Genomic DNA, 20,089 nt, shown 5'->3' on the forward strand with positions numbered 1-20,089 from the left:
GCGCTTCAGTGGGCGACGGACTTCGAGAACAGGTTGATCACCGCCACCCCGGCGATGATCAGGATCAGGCCGATCAGCGCCGGCAGGTCGAGCCGCTGGCCGTGATGGAACCAGGCGATCGCGGTGACGAGCACGATGCCCACGCCCGACCAGATGGCATAGGAGATGCCCACCGGCAGCACCCGGAGGGTGAGGGAGAGGCAGAAGAACGCCGTGGCGTAGCCCACGACCACCACCACCGACGGCAGAAGCCGCGTAAAGCTCTCGGTCGACTTGAGGGCCGAAGTCGCCACCACTTCGGCGACGATGGCGATGGCGAGATAGAGATAGCTCATGGGACCCCGGGGGTTTCGCGCAGCCGGCGGGCACCGGCGCGCCGGTGCCGAGGAGAGGCGGTGCCGGCGGCCCCTGTCAATGCGGCCGATGCGGCGGACTTGATCCGCCCCCGTCGCGGGCCCTGACGCCGGCTCAATGGAAGTTCCGCCCCTTCGGCATGGCCGCGCGGGGGTCCGTGGCGGCTTGCGACAGCGGGGGCGGCAGCCGCCCGGCCTTGTCGCGCGTGTCGCGTCCCGGCGGTCCGCGCCGGCCCTCGTCGGCGGGCATGGCGGGATCGATCGGCTTGGCGAGATCGCCGGGGGCATCGAGGGTGGAGACAAGGTAGCTCCAGTCCTCCACCCTGTCCGCCACGAGGTGGATGACGCTCTGCTCGTTCTGCAGCCGCCCCGTCACCGCCACGAGGCGCGCGCCCAGGACCTGCGGGCGGAAGGCCTCGAACACGCGCGGCCAGACGATGACGTTGGCCCAGGCCTCCTCGTCCTCAATGGTCATGAAGATGACGCCGCTCGCCGTACCCGGCCGCTGGCGCACCAGCACGAGGCCGGCCAAGGTCAGGCGGCGGCCGCTCTTCATCGGCGGCAGGCGGCCGGCCGGCGTCACCCCGCGCCGCGCCAGCTCGGGGCGCAGGAAGGCGAGCGGGTGGGCCTTCAGGGACAGCTTGAGGTGCCGGTAGTCGGCGATGACCTGAGCGCCGGGAGGCAGCGCCTGAAGGTCCATGTCGGGCTCGCGGGCGGTGGCGACGGCGCGGAACAGGGGCAGGTCGTCCTTGTCGCCCGCCCGGCGCAGGCCCTTGATGGCCCAGAGCGCCGCGCGACGGTCGAGCCCGAGGGAGCGGAAGGCGTCCGCATCGGCAAGGCGCTCCAGTGTCAATGGCGCAAGGCCGGTGCGCAGCCACAGATCGCGGATGGAATCGTAGCCCTCGCCCCTGAAGTCGGTGAGGCGCTGCGCCTCCGCCGCCTTCAGCCCCTCGACCTGGCGCAAACCGAGGCGCAGGGCATGGGTGGTCTCCACGTCGCCGGCCATGTCGGCATGGCGCGGGTGCAGGCGCCGCGCGGCGGGGAAGGGAGCACCCTCCTCCCGCTCCAGGGTGTGGTCGAAGGCCGAGGCGTTCACGTCCACGGGCCGCACCTCCACCCCGTGTTCCTGCGCATCGCGCACCAGCTGGGCCGGGGCGTAGAAGCCCATGGGCCATGCATTCAGGAGCCCGGCGGCGAACACGTCCGGATAATGGCATTTCAGCCAGGCCGAGCAGTAGACGATGAGGGCGAAGCTCTCCGCGTGGGATTGCGGGAAGCCGTAGGAGCCGAAGCCTTCGATCTGCTTCCACAGGCTCTCGGCGAAGGGGCGCTGGTAGCCGTTCTTCAGCATTCCCGCGATGAGCTTGTCGTGGAAGGAACCGATGGTGCCGACCCGCTTGAAGGTGGCCATGGCCCGGCGCAATTGGTCCGCCTCGCCGGGGGAGAAGCCCGCCCCGACGATGGCGATCTGCATGGCCTGCTCCTGGAACAGGGGGACGCCGAGGGTAGGCGAAAGCACATCCTTCAGCTCTTCGGAAGGATAGTCCACCGGATCCAGCCCCTGCCGGCGCCGCAGATAGGGGTGCACCATGCCGCCCTGGATGGGGCCGGGCCGCACGATGGCCACCTCCACCACCAGGTCCTTGAACTCCTCCGGCCTGAGGCGCGGCAGCATGGTCTGCTGCGCCCGGCTCTCCACCTGAAACACGCCGATGGAATCCGCCCGCTGCAACATGGCGTAGACCCGCGCATCGGCGAACGGGGTATCGCCGATGCGCCCCATCTCCAGTCCGTAATGGGCCTTCAGCAGGTCGAAGCACTTGCGCAGCGCGGTGAGCATGCCGAGGGCGAGCACGTCCACCTTGAGCAGGCCCACCGTCTCCAGGTCGTCCTTGTTCCATTCGATGATGGGCCGCTCGTCCATGGCCGACCGCGTGAGCGGCACGGTCTCGTCGAGCCGGTCGTGGGTCACCACCATGCCGCCCACATGCTGGGAGAGATGGCGCGGAAAGCCGATGAGTGCCTTCGTCAGGCCCAGCACATGCCCAAGGCGCGGGTCGGCGGGGTCGAGGCCGAGGCGGCGGGCCTCCTCCGCCTTCACCCCCTCCGAGGACCAGCCCCAGATGGAGCCTGCGAGCACCCCCACCGTATCGTCGGAGAGGCCGAAGGCCTTGCCCACCTCGCGCACCGCCGAGCGGGTGCGGTAGGTGATGGTGGTGGCGGCGAGCCCCGCATGGGCGGCGCCGTAGCGCGCATAGACGAAGGCGAGCACCTCGCCCCGGCGCTCATGCTCGAAATCGATATCGATGTCCGGCGGCTCGCCCCGCTCCTCCGAGATGAACCGCTCGAACAGGAGGTTGGTCTTCATGGGATCGACGTCGGTGATGCCCATGCAGAAGCACACCGCGGAATTGGCCGCCGAGCCGCGCCCCTGGCACAGGATGCCCTTGCCCCGGGCGAAGCCGACGATCTCGTGCACGGTGAGGAAATAGGGGGCGTAGCCCAGCTTGGCGATGAGGCCGAGCTCGTGAACGAGCGCATCGCGCACCTTCTGCGGCACGCCGTCGGGATAATGGTTCCGCGCCCCCGCCCAGGCGAGCGCCTCCAGGGCCGCCTGCGGGCTCTCGAAGCCCGCGCGCGCCTCGCGCGGATAGGTGGGCTTCAGGTCATCGAGGCAGAAGGCGAGCCGGGAGAAGAAGGAGAAGGTCTCCGCCACCGCCCCGGGCACGGCGCGGTAGAGGCGCGCCATCTCGGCGGGAGATTTCAGGTGCCGCTCGGCATTCGCCTCCAGCCGGCGGCCGGCGGCGTCCAGCGGCAGGTGGTGGCGGATGGCGGTGAGCACGTCCTGCAGCGGGCGCCGGTCGGGGTCGTGATAGAGCACGTCCCCCGAGGCGAGGAGCGGCACGCCTGCCGCACACGCCATCTCGGACAGCCGCGCGAGGCGGCGGGCATCGTCGCCACGCCCGAACAGGGGGGCGACGAGCCAGACCCGGCCGGGGGCGGCCTCCTTCAGGCGCGACAGGAAGGGCGCGAACGCCTCCGGCAGGCGGCGCGGCGGGAGCACGGCAAGACACATCCCCTCCTGCCATTCCAGGAGATCGGCGAGGCCGAGATGGCAGTCCCCCTTCTGCGCCCGCATGTTGCCGGCGGTGAGGAGGCGGCAGAGCCGGCCATAGGCGGCGCGGTCCTGCGGGTAGGCGAGGATGTCGGGCGTGCCGTCGGCAAAGACGAGGCGCGCGCCCACCGCGAGCCGCACGCCCTGGACCTTCGCCATGGCATGGGCGCGCACCACGCCGGCCAGCGTGTTGCGGTCGGCAATCCCGATGCCGCGATGGCCGAGGGCCGCGGCCGCCGCCACATACTCCTCCGGATGCGAGCCCCCGCGCAGGAAGGAGAAATTGGTGGTGACGGCCAGCTCGACGAAGGGCTGGGCTGGAGCCGGCGGCGCAGGCCGGCGCGCGGGTGGCTCCGCCGGGAATGGGAGGAGCGAGGCCCCGGAAGGCGAAGGCGAGGATCCGGAAGGTGAGGATTCGGAAGGCGAGGTCATGGCGCCCCTCACCCGAACAGGCCGTGGATGAACCAGCGCGGCTCGCTCGTCTCCCGCCCGTAGAGGCCGGCGCGGAACAGCCAGAAGCGGTGTCCCTCCCGGGTCTCCACGCGGAAATAGTCGCGCGTGGGGACCGCCGTCTCCTGTGGTCCCTTTCGCCACCATTCGGCGGCGATGCGCTCCGGCCCCTCGGCACGGCTCACCTCATGGCGGCGCCGACGCCAGCGGAAGTGCAAGGGCGGCCCGTCGGGCACCTCGGCCACCGCCTCCACCGGCTCGGGCCTGTCGAACAGGCGCAGGGGGCGATCGGGCCCGCAGAGGTCCGGGATGGTCGCAACGCCCCCCTCCGGTCCTCCGCCGGCAAGGCAACGGGCCCCTCCCATCCCTCGTCCCCCGCCAGCCCCCCTGCCGCCCCGGCGAGCAGGGCCGCCGCGCCGATCGCCTGGGCCGGCACGGCACGGCTGCTGGCGTCGGGCCAATGGCGATCCTCCGCCACCAGCACCTGCACCTGCCGCGTCCCGAAGCGGATGGAAAGGCGGTCGATGAGGCCGTCGAGCGCCTCCGCCCCGTCCGTATCGGCGGCAAACCCCGACTGGCGCTCGGCCATGGGGGCCGCCTCCCGCACGGCGAGGCGCAGGAGGTCGAAGCCGAAGCCCGCATCGAGACAGGAGACCGCGGCCAGCTTCTCCGCGAACAGGCGGCGAATGGCCTGCGGATCGCGCAGCGGCCGGCCGGTGCCGACGACAAGGCGCGTCACCTTGCCGTCCACCCGGAACAGGGAAAGTTCGAGCCGCCGCGTCCCCACCCCCTGGCGCTCCAGAGCGGGGACGAGGGAGGCGGCGAGCTTCAGCGTGAGGCCCAGCACGTCCTCCACCCGCTCCACCGGCTCGAACAGATTGCGCTCGGCGCAGAAGACCGGCGGGGAAAAGCGATAGTCCACCGCCGCCGGAGCCGTTCCCAGCGCCGCGTCGAGGCGATCGAGGAGCCCGGCGCCGAAGCGGGCGGCGAGCGGGGCGCGGGGCTTGCCGACGAGGTCTCCCACCCGGCGGAAGCCGAGCCGCGCCAGGGCGCCGAGCGCTCCCTCCTCCAGCCGCAAGGCGGCGAGCGACAGGGGGGACAGGAGCGGTACGAGGTCCTCCTCCTGCGGCACCACCACGCCGGCGCCGGCCCGCCGCTCCCCCCTCGCCGAGAACCGGGCCAAGGCGAAGGCCGCCCCGGAGGTGGCGGCAAGGGCCGCGCGGGCGGCAAAGCCCTGGGCGCCCACCCGCCGGAGCAGGTCGCGCACCAGTCCCTCTTCGCCGCCGAACAGGTGGGCGCAGCCGGTGACATCGAGCAGCAGCCCCGCGCGCCCGTCGAGGGCGAGGAGCGGGGTGTAGCGCTCGCAGGCGTCGGCGAAGCGCATGAGCACATGCGCATCCGCGTCCGGCGTAGCCTCGCTCACCGCGAGGCCGGGAAAGCGGGCGCGGGCATCGGCCAGCGCCAGGCCCGGCGCCAAGCCGAGCGACACGGCGGCCGCATTCAGCGACAGGAGGCGCACCGCGCCCTTGTCCGCCACCACGGTGGCACGGGGCGCGGCGCGCGCCTCAGGCGACATCCGCCGTTCGAGGCGGTCCGTCGAAAGGCTCGGCAGGTTGAGGGCGAGATAGCGCCGGCCGTCCGAGGCTGGGAGATCCAGTGTCCCGGGGGTCATGCCGCGCCTCCCTCTCGTCCGGCGCAAGGCGGAAATGACCGCCGGCGAAGGCCAGCGGCCAGGCCCCGGGCGGCCCGAAGCGGTTGCGCACCAGGCGGGCATTGGCGCGGGGCAGGCCAAGGCCGCCGAAGCCGTCTCGGGCCGGGCTGGGCAAGGGCGAGACCACCCAGCGGCTCGCCGCCGCGCAGGGCTCGGGGGCCGCCGCGTAGCGCACGAGGAGGCCGAGGACACCCCGCCCCCGCGCTGCGAGCGAAAGGCGCCGCGTGGCTGTGAGCGCTTCCGGCAGAGGCGCGCACACTTCTCCCAGGACCGCGGCAAGGCCGGCGCATTTCAAACCCTCCTCCATCACGAACAGGACGTCCTGCGGCCGGCGCACGCGCACCACGATGAGCGCACCGGGGGACAGGCCGAAGGCGGCAAGCCCCGGCGCGTAGAAGGTGCCGGCCTCCCACGGCACCAGATCCTGCTGCACCACCAGCAGCGGCCGGCGGCGCTGTGCCACCGCGCGGGCGGCGAGCCCCAAAGCGAAGGCGCCGAGCACGCCCGCATGCTCCGCCGCCGCCGACGCCTCGTGGAGGCCGCCCCACAGGAGGCCGCCGCCAAGGACGCCATCCACCTGCGGCACCCCCAGCAACAGGCGCGCAGGCGCCCCGCCTTCCGACGCGGGGAAAGTCCCGGACGGGTCGGGTGATGCCTCGCCCCGCTCGATGGCCGCGATCGTCCGGCGCAGACGCGCGACATCGGCCGCGGAGCGGGATGCTTCCGTGGAACATGACGGCACGACCGCCTCTTTCGTTCTCTATTTGTTCCTATAGATTCCGGAAGCCTGGGGCTGAGTCAAGGCAGCCGCGCTCCTCCTCCCCGCCATGCCCCCAAAGGCAATGGATGCGAACCGCCCGCGATCGGCTATGGTCGCCTCCCCCGTCCCGATCCCCCCGCCGAGATGACACAGCCCGACCTCACCCCCCAGAACACCACGCCCCAAGGCTCCGTTTCCGAAGCCTTCACCCCCCGGGATCCCGCCTTCGAGACCAAGGTGCGCGAGAGCTTCGCGCGCCAGCCCTTCATGGCCACCCTCGGCGCCGTCCTGGGCGCGGTGGTGCCGGGGCGGGTCGAGGTGGTGCTGCCCTATGCGGAGGGCGTTACCCAGCAGCATGGCTTCTTCCATGGCGGCTCCATCGGCGCCATCGCCGACACGGCGGGCGGCTATGCCGCCTTCACCCTGTTCCCGCCCGGCTCCACGGTGCTGACCGTGGAATACAAGATCAACATCATGTCCCCCGGCAAGGGCGAGCGGCTGGTGGCGGTAGGCGAGGTGACGCGCGCCGGGCGCACCCTCACCATCGTGCGCGTGGACGTCTATGCCGATGCGGACGGCGCGCGCACCCATTGCGCCACCGCCACGCAGACCCTCATCTGCCTGCACGGCAAAAGCGACGGGCCGGCCGCCGGCTGATGCGCTTCGCCACCCCTCTCATTCCCGGCCGTCTGCTCAGGCGCTACAAGCGCTTCCTCGCCGACGTGGTACTGGCGGACGGCACGGAAACCACCGCGCACGTGGCCAATTCCGGCGCCATGCTGGGGCTTGGCGCCCCCGGCAGCCGGGTGTGGCTCTCCCGCTCGCCCAATCCCGCCCGCAAGCTGGCCCTGAGCTGGGAGCTGGTGGAAGCCGACTTCGGGGCAGGGCCGGAATTGGTGGGGGTGAACACCATGCACCCCAATCTGCTGGTGGCCGAGGCCATCGCGGCCGGCCACGTGCCGGCGCTTTCCGGCTATGCCCGCATGCGGCGCGAGGTGAAGTACGGCAAATCGAGCCGCATCGACATCCAGCTGGAGGACGAGGCAAAACCCCTCTGCCTCGTGGAGGTGAAGAACGTGCACCTCATGCGCGCGCCGGGCCGCGCCGAGTTTCCGGACTGCGTCACCGCGCGCGGTGCCAAGCACCTCGAGGAGCTGGCGGCCGAAGCGGAAAAGGGCAACCGCTCGGTCATGGTCTATCTGAGCCAGATCGGCTCGGCCCGCACCATCGGCCTCGCCCGCGACCTCGACCCCGCCTATGGCCGCGCCTTCGACCGGGCGCGCGCCGCCGGCATCGAGGCCATCGGCCTCGTCTGCCGCATCGATCCCGAGGGCATCGAGGTGGCGGGCCTCGTTCCCATGACGGGGTGAGGACGAGGTGAGACAGATCGGCCGCCGCACCTCCCCCTCCGTCAGCGCGCGCATCTCCTCGCATGCGCGCATGGACAGGCCCGCCGGGCCGCGCCACACATAGAACATTCATCGATTCGCACGTTGGGGATCCGGCATGCCCTTCACCCTCCACCTCACCCGGCGCGGCACCTTCAGGCTGGCCGCGACGCTCGCGGGCGCGCTCGTCGCCGACGCATTCCTGCCGGCCCGCGCCGAGGAGGACCCGGACGTGGAGGCCATCAAGGCGCTGAAGCCCGGCCAATGGGTCTGGTATCCCGAGCGGGCGCCGGACGGCTTCGTCGCCGTCGTGGTGAACCTCACCGACCAATTGTGCTTCGTCTACCGCAACGGCGTGCGCATCGGCGTCGCCACCGTCTCCACCGGCAAGGAGGGGCACGACACCCCCACCGGCGTCTTCACCATCCTCGGCAAGGACGTGGACCACCACTCCTCGCTTTATAACGACGCCTCCATGCCCTACACGGAGCGCCTCACCTGGTCGGGGGTGGCGCTGCATGCGGGCGGGCTGCCCGGCTATCCCTCCTCCCACGGCTGCGTGCACTTGCCGCTCGCCTTCTCCAAGCTCCTGTTCGGCATCACCCATGTGGGCACGCCGGTGATCATCGCCGATGCCCACAGCGCCCCCGAGGACGTGATCCACCCCGGCATCGTCATGAGCGAGGGGCTGGACGAGGAGCTTGCCGTCTCCGCCACCGGCCAGGGCGCGCCACAAGACGCCGCCGCGACGCCGGAGCCCGTCTCCATGGTGGTGAGCGGCGCCGACCGCAGCATCACCGTGCTGCGCGGGGCGCAGACAGTGGTGCAGGGGCCGGTGGTCATCACCGCCCCCGAAGAGCCCCTCGGCAACGTGGTCTACGTGCTGGTGACCAAGGACGGCACCGCCCCGCGCTGGAGCGCCATCTCCTACGAAGGCGGCCAGCAGCCCGCCGGGATGGCGCAGGAAGCCCTCGCCCGCATCACGGTGGGCCCTTCCATCAACAAGCAGGTGGCGGCGCTGGTGGTGCCCGGCGCAACGCTCTTCGTCACCGACCTGCCGGCCCATCCCGGCACGCGCAGCGAAGGCGGCTTCGTCATCATGACCCACAAGGCGACGAGCTGATGGGCTTTCCCCGCCCCGGCCGCGCGCGCCTTGCCGCCGCGTTGCTCGGCCTGACGCCGTTCCTGCCGCCGGCGCAGGCGCAGCAGGTGGCGCCGCCAGCCGCGAAGCCCGTGGGCGCGGCCGTGCCGGCCAAGGAGCTGTTCGGCCGCGCCGCCGGCCCGGCGCCGCTCGCCGCCCGGTCCATCGGCTTCTATTCCAAGGGCTGCCTCGCGGGGGCTTCGGCGCTGCCGGTGAATGGCCCCAACTGGCAGGTCATGCGGCTGTCGCGCAACCGCAACTGGGGCCATCCCGACCTTGTCGCCTTCCTCGAGCGCTTCTCCGCGCAGGTGCCGAAGGTCTCGGGCTGGCAGGGCATCCTGGTGGGCGACATGTCCCAGCCCCGCGGCGGACCCATGCTCACCGGCCATGCCTCCCACCAGATCGGCATCGACGCCGACATCTGGCTGACCCCGAGCCCCGGCCGCGAGCTGTCGCGGGACGAGCGCGAGAAGCTCTCCGCCACCATGATGGTGCGGGCCGACCGGCGCGACATCGACGCCGCCAACTGGCGGCCCGACACCTGGAAGGTGATCCGCGCGGCGGCCCTCGAGCCGCGCGTCGAGCGCATCTTCGTCAACGCGGCCATCAAGAAGGCCCTGTGCCGGGAAGCGACCGGCGACCGCGGCTTCCTCGCCAAGGTGCGTCCCTACTGGGGCCACGACTATCACATGCATGTGCGCCTCGCCTGTCCCCCGACAGCCCCCAGTGCCGGCTGCAGGAGGCCGCGCCCTCGGGCGAGGGTTGCGGGGCGGAGCTGGACTGGTGGTTCACCGACGAGGTGCTCCATCCCAAGCCCGAGAAGGAACCGGCGAAGCCCAAGCCGCCTTTAACCCTTGCCGACCTGCCCGAGGCCTGCACGGCGGTGCTCGGCGCCAAATAAGCCGGCGCGGCACTTGAGCGAAGACCGCGCAAAAACCCGCGGCGCCCGGATGCGACGACACGGAGGAAACCATGACCGATCTCGCCGACCTCTTCCCCGGCTTCGCCTCGCACTATGTGGACACGAAGGCCGGCCGCATCTTCCTGCGACAGGGCGGCACCGGATCCCCGCTCCTCCTCCTGCACGGCTTCCCGCAGAGCCACGTGATGTGGCACAAGGTGGCGGAAAAGCTCGCGGAGCATCACACGCTTGTCATTCCGGACCTGCCCGGCTACGGCTGGAGCGCCGCGCCGGAGGAGGGGAACGACCACTTCCCCTATTCCAAGCGCGCCATGGCCGCCGCCATGGTGGAGGTGATGGAGCATCTTGGCTTCGCCCATTTCGCGCTGATGGGCCACGATCGCGGTGCCCGGGTAGGCTACCGGCTCGGCCTCGACCATCCCGGCCGGCTCGACCGGCTGGTGGTGCTGGACATCGTTCCCACCTACGTCATGTGGCACAAGATGGACCGGGCGCGGGCGCTGCAGGTCTATCACTGGTCCATGCTGGCCCAGCCGAAGCCGCTGCCGGAGAAGCTCATCGGCGACCATCCGCGCTGGTTCCTCGACTGGACCATGGCCAGCTGGACGGCGGCCAAGGACCTCACCGCCTTCGATGCCCGCGCCATGGCCTATTACCGCGCGGCCATCGCCTCTCCCGACCGGCTCCACGCCATGTGCGAGGACTACCGCGCCGGCGCGACCATCGACCTCGCCCACGACGAGGCGGACCTCGCTGCCGGACGCACCCTTTCCTGCCCGACCTTCGCCGTGTGGGGCTCGGCGGGCATTCCGACCCGCGGCGTCAGCCCGCTGGACGCCTGGAAGGCGCTGGCGCCCAAGCTCGACGGCAAGGCGGTGGACAGCGGCCATTTCGTCGCCGAGGAGGCGCCGCAAGACCTGCTGGCGGCAGCGGGACCGTTCCTCTCGGCCGGCTGAAGGCGCGCGACACCTTTTAAATGCGGTTTGGACTTGCATCCCTCAAACGGTGGATGCGGGGCGCGACGCCATGTCTATACTGAACAACATGTCTAGCTGAACAAGAAGCCCGCAAGGTTTCGTGCGCCCCTGTTCTTCGCGTCACGCACGTCTTCGGGCTGATTTTGGATCCGGGCCGCTCCGCTGCGGAGCAACGGATCCACTCGCGCCGCGCGAACAGCCCGCGTGGCGGGACGACGTCGCACCTTCAAACATCCATCTCAATCCGTTGATGAGGACGGAGGGGCCGCCATGACCACATGCATGAACCTGCCAAAAAGCCTGCCGGGCATCGCCCTGGGCTCCCTGATCGCCGCCGGCGTCTGCCTTGCGCCCATGGCCGCCAAGGCCGGCTGCCGCATCTTCCAGCACCGCGACTATGGCGGCTCCGGCTACACGCTGCACAACCTGGAGCGCATGAAGATGGTGCGGGGCGAAAGCCTCGGCTGCACCACCAACGGCCACGGCCCCGGCTGTGAGAGCGTGATCTACGATCCCTCCTGGAACGATCAGGTCTCCTCCTTCAAGGTCACCCGCGGATGCACCCTGACCCTCTGGCAGCATGTCAACGAAAGCGGCGCCCATTTCCGCTCCAACCGCAGCTACCGCTATGTGGGCAGCTCGTGGAACGATCAGGCGTCCGAGGCCGTGTGCGCCTGCAAATGAAATCGGCGGCCTGCCGCGCGATCCGCGCCGCCGGCCTCCGGTCGTGCTAGTCTCAAAGCTGTTCCGTCGTCAGGAGTCACCGTGCCCGGGTTCCGTGCCGTCTTTCTCTGCGCCGCCCTGCTCGCGGCCCTGGCCGGCGCGGGGTGGATCATCCCGGCTTTCGCCGCCGAAAGCGTCGTCGGGACCTGGGCGACGCCGGGTCGCTGCGGGCGGCCCCTGTCGACCGTGATCGTCTATCCCATGGGGTTTTCGGGAGAGGACTTCTCCTGCGACTTCACCGCCGTCTCGCGCGCCGGCAATACCGTGCGCTGGCGCGGCGCCTGCTCGTTCGACGCGGCAGACCCGGAGAAGACCGCCGTCACCGTCCGCCTCGCCAAGGGCATGCTCAGCTACCGCATGAACAAGGACGGCTGGAACGGCCCGCTCCAGCGCTGCCCCGAGTAGATCGGCCATCGGTTACCGCCGCTCCTGAAAGAACGCCTTCAGCACCTCCGCCGCCTGCCGCTCGGCGATGCCGCCATAGACTTCCGGCGCGTGATGGCAGGTGCCCTGAGAGAAAAAGCGCGGCCCGTGTTCCACTCCGCCCCCCTTGGGATCGGACGCGCCGAAATAAAGCCGGCGGATGCGCGCGAAGGAGATCGCCGCCGCGCACATGGCGCAGGGCTCCAGCGTCACGTACAGGTCGCAGTTCAAAAGCCGCTCGGATTTCAGCCGCGCGCCCGCCGCGCGCAGCACCAGAATCTCCGCGTGGGCGGTGGCATCATTGAATTCCCGGGTGCGGTTGCCGTCGCGGGCGATCACCTCGACGCCGCGCACCAGCACGGCTCCCACCGGCACCTCGCCGCGCTCGGCGGCGGCCCGCGCCTCGTTGAGCGCCATCTGCATGAAGGTTCCGGACATGGTGCCCCTGTCATCGCCGCGCTCGCCGCGCCGGCTCGCCTGTGCTAACTGCCCCTCATGCCGCGCACATCACCGCCCCGCAAGGACAAGAACCGCGTTCCGCGCCAGAAGCGCGAACTTCCCGCAGCCACGCCCAAGGAGGGCGAACGCGTCGCCAAGGTCGTCGCCCGCGCCGGCCTCGGCTCGCGCCGCGAGATCGAGGAGTGGATCGAGGCCGGCCGCGTCGCGGTGAACGGCGAGGTGCTCACGGCACCCGGCGTCACCGTCACCGCCGCCGACGCCATCACCATCGACGGCGAACCGCTGCCGGAGCGCGAGCGCACCCGACTCTTCCTTTACCACAAGCCCAAGGGCGTGGTGACCACGAACCGCGACCCGGAAGGGCGCACCACCCTGTTCGAGATCCTGCCGAAGGGTCTGCCGCGCCTCGTCAGCGTGGGGCGGCTCGACCTCAATTCAGAAGGCCTGCTGCTGCTCACCAACGACGGCGGCCTCGCCCGCGTGCTGGAATTGCCCGAGACCGGCTGGCTGCGCCGCTACCGCGTGCGCGCCAACGGCGAGGTGGACCAGGCCAAGCTCGATGCCCTCCTCAGGGGCGTCACCGTGGACGGCGTGGAATACGGCCCCATCGAGGCCGAGCTTGACCGGGTGCAGGGCGCCAATGCCTGGATCACCGTGTCCCTGCGCGAGGGCAAGAACCGCGAGATCCGCAACGTGCTGGGCGCCCTCGGCCTCCAGGTGAACCGGCTCATCCGCGTGTCCTACGGCCCGTTCCAGCTCGGCGAGATCGCCGAGGGCGGCATCGAGGAGGTGCGCACCCGCGTGCTGCGCGACCAGATCGGCGCCGACCTCGCCGCCGCTGCCGGCGCGGATTTCACCGGCCTCCTCGTTGAGCGCGAGGTGGAAGAGGTCCCGGTGCGCCCGGCCTACCGCCCCGCCGGCAAGAAGCAGGCGGCGGCGGAGAAGACCGGCGGCCTGAAGGTGCCGGGCCGCCGCGCGCCGCGCGATGCCGGCTTCGATGCGCCCGAGGCGGATGTGATCCGCCCCGCGGAACCCCGCGCGCGGCGCCGGATGAGCGACGACAATGCCGTGGAAAGCCGCGGCTCGGTGGCCGACCGCAAGGGCCGCACGGTGAAGGTGGAGCGCGTGGTGGCCTCGAAATCGGATGCTCCGGCGCGCGGCGCGCGGCCCGGCGTCCGCAAGGGCGACGACGCCCGCCCGCCCCGGCGCGGCCGCGACGAGGCCGGCTTCGAGCGGCCGCAGCGCGGGACCGCCGGAGCCAAGGGGCGCCCATCGGGCCGGCCGTCCTTCCGATCCGACGAGCGCGGTCCGCGCCGCGATGCCGAAGGCAAGGAAGATTTCCGCCGCCGCCCCACCCGCTCCGGTCCCGAGGGCGAGGAGCGGCCCCGCCGTCCCCGGCCCGACGGCCCGCCCCGTTCCCGCGAGCGGGACGAGGTCCGTCCGTCAGGCCCGCGCCACGAGCGCGGCGCCGAGCGTCCGCGCCGCTACGAGGATGAGGGCGGCGTCAAGCGCAGCGGCCCGCGCCGCGCCGAGGGCGACAAGCCGTTCCGTGCCGACCGCCCCCAGGGCGACCGCCCGATCCGTACCCGCAGCGACCGGCCCGAGGGCCGCAGCGGTGGGGACTATGGTGACAAGCCGCGCGCCCGCAGCTTCGGCGACAAGCCCGCCGGACGCGCCGAGCGGTCGGGCGAGAAGCCGTTCCGCAGCGACCGGCCGGAAGGCCGCAGCGGCGGGGACTATGGTGACAAGCCGCGCGCCCGCAGCTTCGGCGACAAGCCCGCCGGCCGCGCCGAGCGGTCCGGCGACAAGCCGTTCCGCAGCGAGCGGCCCCAGGGCGACCGCCCGGTCCGTGCCCGCAGCGACCGGCCGGAAGGCCGCAGCGGCGGAGACTATGGTGACAAGCCGCGTGGCCGCAGCTTCGGCGACAAGCCCGCCGGCAAGGCGGGCGGGCGGCCCGGCGGGTTCGGTGGCAAGCCGGGCGGCAAGCCCTCCGGCGGCAGGCCGGCAGGCGGCAAGCCCGGCGGCCGGCCCGGCGGAAAACCCGCCGCCCCGCGCGGAAAGCGCTGACCGGACGCGCGGCCCGCCATGCGCATCGTCGGCGGCAGCCTCAAGGGGCGGACGCTGAAAGGCCCCTCCTCCAGTGCCACGCGTCCCACCTCGGACCGGCTGCGGGAAAGCCTGTTCAACGTGCTGGCCCACGCCTATGGCGACCCATGCGACGGCGCCCGCGTGCTGGATCTCTTCGCCGGCACGGGGGCGTTGGGCATCGAGGCGCTCTCGCGCGGCGCGCGCTTCGCCGTGTTCGTGGAGGACGCGGCGGAAGCGCGCGGCCTCATCCGCGACAATATGGAGGCGCTTCGCCTCACCGGCGTCGCCCGGATCTTCCGCCGCGACGCCACGCGCCTCGGCGAGATGGGGCCGGGCGAGCCCCATGGCCTCGCCTTCTGCGATCCGCCCTACGGCAAGGGCCTCGCCGAGCAGGCGGTGGCGAGCGCCCTGGCGGGTGGCTGGCTCACCCCGGATGCGCTGCTCGTGGTGGAGGAGCGCACCGGGGCCTTTGCCGTACCGGAAGGCTTCCGGGAACTGGAGCGCCGCGCCTATGACGAGAGCGAGCTCACGTTTCTCGAACGTGCCTGATGCCCGCCTTGCCGGGCGGCCGGTGCCCGCTTAATGCTGGACGCAACGAGGAGGCCGCCATGCCGCAGATGAACGCCACCGTCGATCCCGCCGAGGTCGCCCGCTTCGACGCGCTGGGCGCCCAATGGTGGGACGAGAAGGGCAAGATGGCCCCGCTCCACGCCATGAACCCGGCGCGGCTCGCTTTCCTGCGCGATGCGCTGGTGCGCCGGCTCGGCCGCGACGGCCGGGCGCTGCGCCCCCTCAAGGGCCTCACCCTCCTCGACATCGGCTGCGGCGGCGGCCTGCTCTGCGAGCCCCTCGCCCGCATGGGCGCGCATGTGACCGGCATCGACCCCGCGCCCGGCAATATCGACATCGCCCGCGCCCACGCGGATGCATCTGGCCTCGCCATCGACTATCTGCCGGTCACCGCCGAGGAACTCGCCGCGCGCGGCGCCCGCTTCGACGTGGTGGTGGCGCTGGAGGTGGTGGAGCACGTGGCCGACGTGGGCCTCTTTGTCCGCACCGCCGGGCAACTCGTGGCGGAGGGAGGCGTGCTGGTCCTGTCCACCCTGAACCGCACGGCGAAGAGCTTCGCCCTCGCCATCGTCGGGGCCGAATACGTGCTGCGCTGGCTGCCCCCCGGGACCCATCGCTGGGAGAAGTTCATCACGCCCGAGGAACTGGAGGCGACGCTGGCCGCCGCCGGCTTCTGCGCGCACGAGAAGGTGGGGATGGCCTACGGGCCGATCTCCGGCGACTTCCGGCTGACCGAGGACCTGTCGGTAAACTACTTCATGGTGGCCGAGCGGGCCGCGTAGGCGGGCGGCCCCGCGCCTGAAGCATTCCGGATCCCCGCCGCGCGGAACCGCGCGATGCCGGCCGGCGCGAAAGCTGGACACGGCCCGCCAAAGCGCTCACCCTTTTGCATCCTTGAGATCCTGGGCGACCCCATTGCGGCCCGGGGGAGATTGCCGTGCCATGACTGCCCCCTCTTCTGCCCCCTTTCCATTCGACAATTCCTACGCGCGGGACCTTCCCGGCTTCTACGCGCCCGCGCAGCCGACCCCCGTGACGGCGCCGGCGCTGGTGAAGGTGAACACCGGCCTTGCCGAGGAGCTCGGCCTCGACCCGATGACCCTCGCCACCCCTGAAGGCGTCGCAGTCTTCGCCGGCCAGCGGGTGCCGGAGGGCGCCGAGCCCATCGCCCTCGCCTATGCCGGGCACCAGTTCGGCCATTTCTCGCCCCAGCTCGGCGACGGCCGCGCGATCCTGCTGGGCGAGGTGGTGGGGCGCGACGGGCGCCGCCGCGACATCCAGCTCAAGGGCTCCGGCCCCACCCCCTTCTCCCGCCGCGGCGACGGACGCGCCGCGCTCGGCCCGGTGCTGCGCGAATACACCGTGAGCGAGGCCATGGCGGCGCTGGGCATCCCCACCACGCGGGCGCTGGCGGCGGTGACCACCGGCGAGCCCATCGTGCGCGAACGGGCGCTGCCCGGCGCGGTGCTGACCCGGGTGGCGGCGAGCCACATCCGCATCGGCACCTTCCAGTTCTTCGCCGCCCGCAAGGCGACCGACGCCGTGCGCCAGCTCGCCGACTACACCATCGCCCGCCACTATCCGGACATCGCCGGCGCGCCGCGGCCCTATCACGCGCTGCTCGACGCGGTGATCGACCGACAAGCGGCGCTGGTGGCGCGCTGGCTTCTGGTGGGCTTCATCCATGGCGTCATGAACACGGACAACATGTCCGTCTCCGGCGAGACCATCGATTACGGCCCCTGCGCCTTCCTGGACGCCTACGACCCGTCGACGGTGTTCTCATCCATCGACCAGATGGGCCGCTATGCCTATGGCAACCAGCCGGACATCGCCCATTGGAACCTCGCCCGCTTCGCTGAATGCCTCATTCCGCTGCTGGACGAGGACAAGGACGCGGCCATCGCCGCCGCCAACGACGCGCTGGGCCGCTTCCCGACGCGCTTCAAGGCCGCGCACCACGCCGGCCTCATCGCCAAGATCGGGCTCGATGGCGCGCCGGATGAGGCCGTGGCCGAGGCGGATCTGGCTCTCGCCCTCGACCTCTTGGCGGTGATGGCGGCGTCGAAGGCGGATTTCACCCTCACCTTCCGGCGGCTCGGCGCCTTCGCCGCCGATCCGGAGGCGGAAGGTTCCGTGCGCGACCTGTTCCTCGACCGGGAGGCCTTCGACGCCTGGGCGATGCGCTGGCGGGAGCGGCTGGACGCAAGGGGACGCGACGGCGCCGCGGTGCGCGCGGCCATGGACCGGGTGAACCCGGCCTTCATTCCGCGCAACCATCTGGTGGAAGCGGTGATTACCGCGGCCATCGAGCGTGGCGATTTCTCTCCCTTCGAGGAGCTCAACAAGGTCCTGGCGCGGCCGTACGAGGACCAGCCGGCCTTTGCCGCCTACGCCGAACTCCCCCCGCAGATGGAGGGCTACCAGACGTTCTGCGGGACGTGAACCTCATCGGGCGGCGCAGCGCTGCCTGAGAAACCGGAAATCCAAACGAAAAGGGCGCGGCCGAAGCCGCGCCCTCTCGCATACCTCAGATGAGGCGATGGATCAGAAGTCCATGCCGCCCCCCAAAGCCGGCATCGCCGGCTTTGGGGCCTAAGACCTTGGTTGGCCTGGACTTCCTCAGAAGTCCATGCCGCCCATACCGCCCATGCCGCCGCCGGGCATGGAGGGGGCGCCGCCGCCGTCACGCTTGGGGGCCTCGGCCACCAGTGCTTCGGTGGTGACGATCAGGGCGGCGATGGAGGCCGCATCCTGCAGGGCGGTGCGCACCACCTTCGCCGGATCGACGATACCGGCAGAGATCATGTCCACGTATTCTTCGGTCTGCGCGTTGAAGCCGAAGTTCGGATCGTTGGACTCCTGCACCTTGCCCACCACGATGGAGCCTTCCACGCCGGAATTCTCGGCGATCTGGCGGATGGGGGCCTCGAGGGCGCGCAGGACGATCTTGATGCCAGCCTTGATGTCGGCGTTGTCGGAGGTGACCGTCTCCACCGCCTTCTTGGCGCGCAGCAGGGCCACGCCGCCGCCGGGAACGATGCCTTCTTCCACCGCAGCGCGGGTGGCGTTCAGGGCGTCGTCAACGCGGTCCTTCTTCTCCTTGACTTCCACTTCCGTGGAGCCGCCGACGCGGATCACCGCGACGCCGCCCGCGAGCTTGGCCAGGCGCTCCTGGAGCTTCTCGCGGTCGTAGTCCGAGGAGGTCTCCTCGATCTGCGCCTTGATCTGGTTGACGCGGGCCTCGATGTCGGCCTTCTCGCCGACGCCGTCCACGATGGTGGTCTTCTCCTTCTCGAGAATCACCTTCTTGGCGCGGCCGAGCTGGGCGAGGGTCACATTCTCAAGCTTGATGCCGAGATCTTCCGAGATCACGGTACCGCCGGTGAGGATGGCGATATCCTCCAGCATGGCCTTGCGACGGTCGCCGAAGCCCGGGGCCTTCACCGCCGCAACCTTCAGGCCGCCGCGCAGCTTGTTCACCACCAGGGTGGCGAGCGCCTCGCCTTCCACGTCCTCGGCCACGATGACCAGGGGACGGCCGGTCTGCACCACGGCCTCGAGGACCGGCAGGATCGGCTGGAGGCCGGAGAGCTTCTTCTCGAAGATGAGGAGGTAGGGCTCTTCCAGGTCGGCGATCATCTTCTCCGCATTGGTGATGAAGTACGGAGAGAGATAGCCGCGGTCGAACTGCATGCCTTCGACCACTTCGAGCTCGGTCTCGGCGGTCTTGGCTTCCTCGACGGTGATGACGCCCTCGTTGCCCACGCGCTGCATGGCGCCGGCGATCATCTCGCCGATGGAGGCATCGCCGTTGGCGGAGATGGTGCCGACCTGCGCGACTTCCGCGGAGGAGGAGACCTTCTTGGCGCGGCCCTTGATGTCGGCGATGGCGGCGGCGACGGCGAGATCGATGCCGCGCTTCAGGTCCATCGGGTTCATGCCGGCGGCAACCGCCTTGGCGCCTTCCTTGACGATGGCCTGGGCCAGAACGGTGGCGGTGGTGGTGCCGTCGCCGGCCAGGTCGTTGGTCTTGGAGGCGACCTCACGCACCAGCTGGGCGCCGAGGTTCTCGAACTTGTCCTCGAGCTCGATCTCCTTGGCGACGGTGACGCCGTCCTTGGTGATGCGGGGGGCGCCGAAGGACTTCTCAATCACCACGTTGCGGCCCTTGGGGCCGAGGGTGACCTTCACCGCGTTGGCGAGGATATCGACGCCGCGCAGCAGCTTCTCGCGCGCATCGCCGGAAAACTTGACTTCTTTGGCAGCCATTTCGGCCTCCTGAATGGGGTTTCTTCAGTTCCGGCTGGACCGGAGGGCGATCACTCGCCGGCAGATCACTTGGTGATCACGCCGAGGATGTCGCTCTCCTTCATGATGAGCAGGTCGGCGCCGTCGATCTTCACTTCGGTGCCCGACCACTTGCCGAACAGCACGCGGTCACCGGCCTTCACGTCGAGGGGGACGAGCTTGCCCGCCTCGTCGCGCGCGCCAGCGCCAACCGCGATCACCTCGCCCTCCTGGGGCTTTTCCTTGACGGTGTCGGGGATGATGATGCCGCCAGCGGTCTTCTGCTCGGCTTCGATGCGCTTGACGACCACACGGTCGTGCAGGGGACGGAAGGACATGTATATACCTCTCCGAGGGGCGCGAGCCCGAGGGCTCGCCGGTTCTGGCACTCATGCGGGGAGAGTGCCAAGCTCGTTGCGGAGATAAGCGGGCCATCCCGCCCCGTCAAGGCGCGGTGCAACATATGGCATGGCGGCGGGTGGCGGACGTAAAACTAGCAAAGCGGTAACCCTGCCAGCCTATGGTTCAAGCCAAGCCATGGAATCGACGTGGACGGTGCCAGCCATTATGGTCGGCGGCACCGGCTGGTGTGGCGGGCGATTGGAAACTGGCCCCAGGCGGGCGGGAGGCCTCGGAAAGCTCATGAACAAGATGTTTGCGTGGTCGAAGTCGGAGGCCGGCACCGCGCGCCGCGCCGGCCTCGCGGGTGTCGCCGTGAT

Annotated in this window: 18 protein-coding genes and 1 pseudogene; 11 read left to right on the forward strand and 8 right to left on the reverse strand. The window is 70.9% G+C overall.

What is annotated here, in order from left to right:
* Nucleotides 1-5: 5 nt before the first annotated feature.
* The 5 genes from EZH22_RS26690 to EZH22_RS26705 all read right to left on the reverse strand — a co-directional run bounded on the left by EZH22_RS26690 (nt 6) and on the right by EZH22_RS26705 (nt 6,371).
* Nucleotides 6-335 (reverse strand): SMR family transporter, encoded by a 330-nt coding sequence (locus EZH22_RS26690; protein ID WP_203193386.1) that lies wholly within the window; start codon nt 333-335, stop codon nt 6-8.
* Between the two features lie 133 nt (nt 336-468).
* The gene (locus tag EZH22_RS26695; RefSeq protein ID WP_203193387.1) at nt 469-3,900 is read right to left on the reverse strand and encodes an error-prone DNA polymerase; all 3,432 of its coding nucleotides are present in this window, start codon (nt 3,898-3,900) and stop codon (nt 469-471) included.
* Nucleotides 3,901-3,908: 8 nt separating this feature from the next.
* Nucleotides 3,909-4,172 (reverse strand): DUF6504 family protein, encoded by a 264-nt coding sequence (locus EZH22_RS33010; protein WP_408647648.1) that lies wholly within the window; start codon nt 4,170-4,172, stop codon nt 3,909-3,911.
* Nucleotides 4,100-5,590, reverse strand: coding sequence for a Y-family DNA polymerase (locus EZH22_RS26700; protein ID WP_408647649.1), 1,491 nt, complete (start codon nt 5,588-5,590; stop codon nt 4,100-4,102). Before EZH22_RS26700 ends, EZH22_RS33010 begins: the two co-directional genes overlap by 73 nt.
* Nucleotides 5,484-6,371 carry an ImuA family protein gene (locus EZH22_RS26705; protein WP_203193388.1) on the reverse strand — a complete coding sequence of 296 codons (888 nt, stop codon included), beginning with the start codon at nt 6,369-6,371 and terminating at the stop codon, nt 5,484-5,486. Before EZH22_RS26705 ends, EZH22_RS26700 begins: the two co-directional genes overlap by 107 nt.
* Before the next feature lie 162 nt (nt 6,372-6,533).
* On the opposite strand from EZH22_RS26705, the gene EZH22_RS26710 reads away from it, so the two are divergent.
* From EZH22_RS26710 to EZH22_RS26740, 7 genes and pseudogenes are all read left to right on the forward strand, one after another.
* Nucleotides 6,534-7,046 (forward strand): PaaI family thioesterase, encoded by a 513-nt coding sequence (locus EZH22_RS26710; protein ID WP_203193389.1) that lies wholly within the window; start codon nt 6,534-6,536, stop codon nt 7,044-7,046.
* Nucleotides 7,046-7,759 carry a DNA/RNA nuclease SfsA gene (sfsA, locus tag EZH22_RS26715; RefSeq protein ID WP_203193390.1) on the forward strand — a complete coding sequence of 238 codons (714 nt, stop codon included), beginning with the start codon at nt 7,046-7,048 and terminating at the stop codon, nt 7,757-7,759. Before EZH22_RS26710 ends, sfsA begins: the two co-directional genes overlap by 1 nt.
* Before the next feature lie 136 nt (nt 7,760-7,895).
* Nucleotides 7,896-8,900, forward strand: coding sequence for a L,D-transpeptidase (locus EZH22_RS26720; RefSeq protein ID WP_203193391.1), 1,005 nt, complete (start codon nt 7,896-7,898; stop codon nt 8,898-8,900).
* Nucleotides 8,900-9,819 (forward strand): annotated as a pseudogene (gene mepA / locus EZH22_RS26725) (penicillin-insensitive murein endopeptidase). Before EZH22_RS26720 ends, mepA begins: the two are co-directional and overlap by 1 nt.
* 71 nt (nt 9,820-9,890) lie before the next feature.
* Entirely contained in the window at nt 9,891-10,796 is a 906-nt protein-coding gene (locus tag EZH22_RS26730) for an alpha/beta fold hydrolase (RefSeq protein ID WP_203193392.1), read from the forward strand.
* A gap of 291 nt (nt 10,797-11,087) precedes the next feature.
* Nucleotides 11,088-11,501, forward strand: coding sequence for a hypothetical protein (locus tag EZH22_RS26735; RefSeq protein ID WP_231711167.1), 414 nt, complete (start codon nt 11,088-11,090; stop codon nt 11,499-11,501).
* Nucleotides 11,502-11,582: 81 nt separating this feature from the next.
* Nucleotides 11,583-11,945 (forward strand): hypothetical protein, encoded by a 363-nt coding sequence (locus EZH22_RS26740; protein WP_203193393.1) that lies wholly within the window; start codon nt 11,583-11,585, stop codon nt 11,943-11,945.
* 12 nt (nt 11,946-11,957) lie between these two features.
* On the opposite strand, the gene EZH22_RS26745 is transcribed toward EZH22_RS26740, so the two are convergent.
* Nucleotides 11,958-12,401, reverse strand: coding sequence for a nucleoside deaminase (locus EZH22_RS26745; RefSeq protein WP_203193394.1), 444 nt, complete (start codon nt 12,399-12,401; stop codon nt 11,958-11,960).
* 57 nt (nt 12,402-12,458) lie between these two features.
* Between EZH22_RS26745 and EZH22_RS26750 the strand changes: the two genes are divergently transcribed.
* The 4 genes from EZH22_RS26750 (at nt 12,459) to EZH22_RS26765 (ending at nt 17,525) form a co-directional block, all read left to right on the forward strand.
* Nucleotides 12,459-14,489 carry a pseudouridine synthase gene (locus EZH22_RS26750; protein ID WP_203193395.1) on the forward strand — a complete coding sequence of 677 codons (2,031 nt, stop codon included), beginning with the start codon at nt 12,459-12,461 and terminating at the stop codon, nt 14,487-14,489.
* Nucleotides 14,490-14,507: 18 nt separating this feature from the next.
* Entirely contained in the window at nt 14,508-15,059 is a 552-nt protein-coding gene (gene rsmD, locus EZH22_RS26755) for a 16S rRNA (guanine(966)-N(2))-methyltransferase RsmD (RefSeq protein WP_203193396.1), read from the forward strand.
* A 59-nt stretch (nt 15,060-15,118) separates the two neighbouring features.
* Nucleotides 15,119-15,862: a bifunctional 2-polyprenyl-6-hydroxyphenol methylase/3-demethylubiquinol 3-O-methyltransferase UbiG gene (gene ubiG / locus EZH22_RS26760; protein WP_408647650.1), complete on the forward strand. Its 744-nt coding sequence runs from the start codon at nt 15,119-15,121 to the stop codon at nt 15,860-15,862.
* Nucleotides 15,863-16,022: 160 nt separating this feature from the next.
* Nucleotides 16,023-17,525 carry a protein adenylyltransferase SelO gene (locus EZH22_RS26765; RefSeq protein WP_203193397.1) on the forward strand — a complete coding sequence of 501 codons (1,503 nt, stop codon included), beginning with the start codon at nt 16,023-16,025 and terminating at the stop codon, nt 17,523-17,525.
* Nucleotides 17,526-17,702: 177 nt separating this feature from the next.
* Here EZH22_RS26765 and groL read toward each other — a convergent pair whose 3' ends face one another.
* Together groL and groES are read right to left on the reverse strand one after the other, a co-directional pair.
* Nucleotides 17,703-19,352 (reverse strand): chaperonin GroEL, encoded by a 1,650-nt coding sequence (gene groL / locus EZH22_RS26770; protein WP_203193398.1) that lies wholly within the window; start codon nt 19,350-19,352, stop codon nt 17,703-17,705.
* A gap of 65 nt (nt 19,353-19,417) precedes the next feature.
* A complete protein-coding gene (gene groES / locus EZH22_RS26775) occupies nt 19,418-19,708 on the reverse strand; it encodes a co-chaperone GroES (protein ID WP_203193399.1) in 291 nt (96 codons plus the stop codon).
* Nucleotides 19,709-20,089: the final 381 nt, after the last annotated feature.

Origin of the sequence: Xanthobacter dioxanivorans, from assembly GCF_016807805.1 — a bacterium.
Classification (GTDB): domain Bacteria; phylum Pseudomonadota; class Alphaproteobacteria; order Rhizobiales; family Xanthobacteraceae; genus Xanthobacter; species Xanthobacter dioxanivorans.

Excerpts from the sequence above, each read along its gene's own strand:
- EZH22_RS26745 (WP_203193394.1), bottom strand. The coding sequence starts at position 12,401 with ATGTCCGGAACCTTCATGCAGATGGCGCTCAACGAGGCGCGGGCCGCC.
- EZH22_RS26690 (WP_203193386.1), bottom strand. The coding sequence starts at position 335 with ATGAGCTATCTCTATCTCGCCATCGCCATCGTCGCCGAAGTGGTGGCG.
- groES (WP_203193399.1), bottom strand. The coding sequence starts at position 19,708 with ATGTCCTTCCGTCCCCTGCACGACCGTGTGGTCGTCAAGCGCATCGAA.
- rsmD (WP_203193396.1), top strand. The coding sequence starts at position 14,508 with ATGCGCATCGTCGGCGGCAGCCTCAAGGGGCGGACGCTGAAAGGCCCC.
- ubiG (WP_408647650.1), top strand. The coding sequence starts at position 15,119 with ATGCCGCAGATGAACGCCACCGTCGATCCCGCCGAGGTCGCCCGCTTC.
- EZH22_RS26765 (WP_203193397.1), top strand. The coding sequence starts at position 16,023 with ATGACTGCCCCCTCTTCTGCCCCCTTTCCATTCGACAATTCCTACGCG.
- groL (WP_203193398.1), bottom strand. The coding sequence starts at position 19,352 with ATGGCTGCCAAAGAAGTCAAGTTTTCCGGCGATGCGCGCGAGAAGCTG.
- EZH22_RS26695 (WP_203193387.1), bottom strand. The coding sequence starts at position 3,900 with ATGACCTCGCCTTCCGAATCCTCACCTTCCGGATCCTCGCCTTCGCCT.
- EZH22_RS26710 (WP_203193389.1), top strand. The coding sequence starts at position 6,534 with ATGACACAGCCCGACCTCACCCCCCAGAACACCACGCCCCAAGGCTCC.
- EZH22_RS26700 (WP_408647649.1), bottom strand. The coding sequence starts at position 5,590 with ATGACCCCCGGGACACTGGATCTCCCAGCCTCGGACGGCCGGCGCTAT.
- EZH22_RS26720 (WP_203193391.1), top strand. The coding sequence starts at position 7,896 with ATGCCCTTCACCCTCCACCTCACCCGGCGCGGCACCTTCAGGCTGGCC.
- EZH22_RS26750 (WP_203193395.1), top strand. The coding sequence starts at position 12,459 with ATGCCGCGCACATCACCGCCCCGCAAGGACAAGAACCGCGTTCCGCGC.
- EZH22_RS26730 (WP_203193392.1), top strand. The coding sequence starts at position 9,891 with ATGACCGATCTCGCCGACCTCTTCCCCGGCTTCGCCTCGCACTATGTG.
- sfsA (WP_203193390.1), top strand. The coding sequence starts at position 7,046 with ATGCGCTTCGCCACCCCTCTCATTCCCGGCCGTCTGCTCAGGCGCTAC.
- EZH22_RS26735 (WP_231711167.1), top strand. The coding sequence starts at position 11,088 with ATGACCACATGCATGAACCTGCCAAAAAGCCTGCCGGGCATCGCCCTG.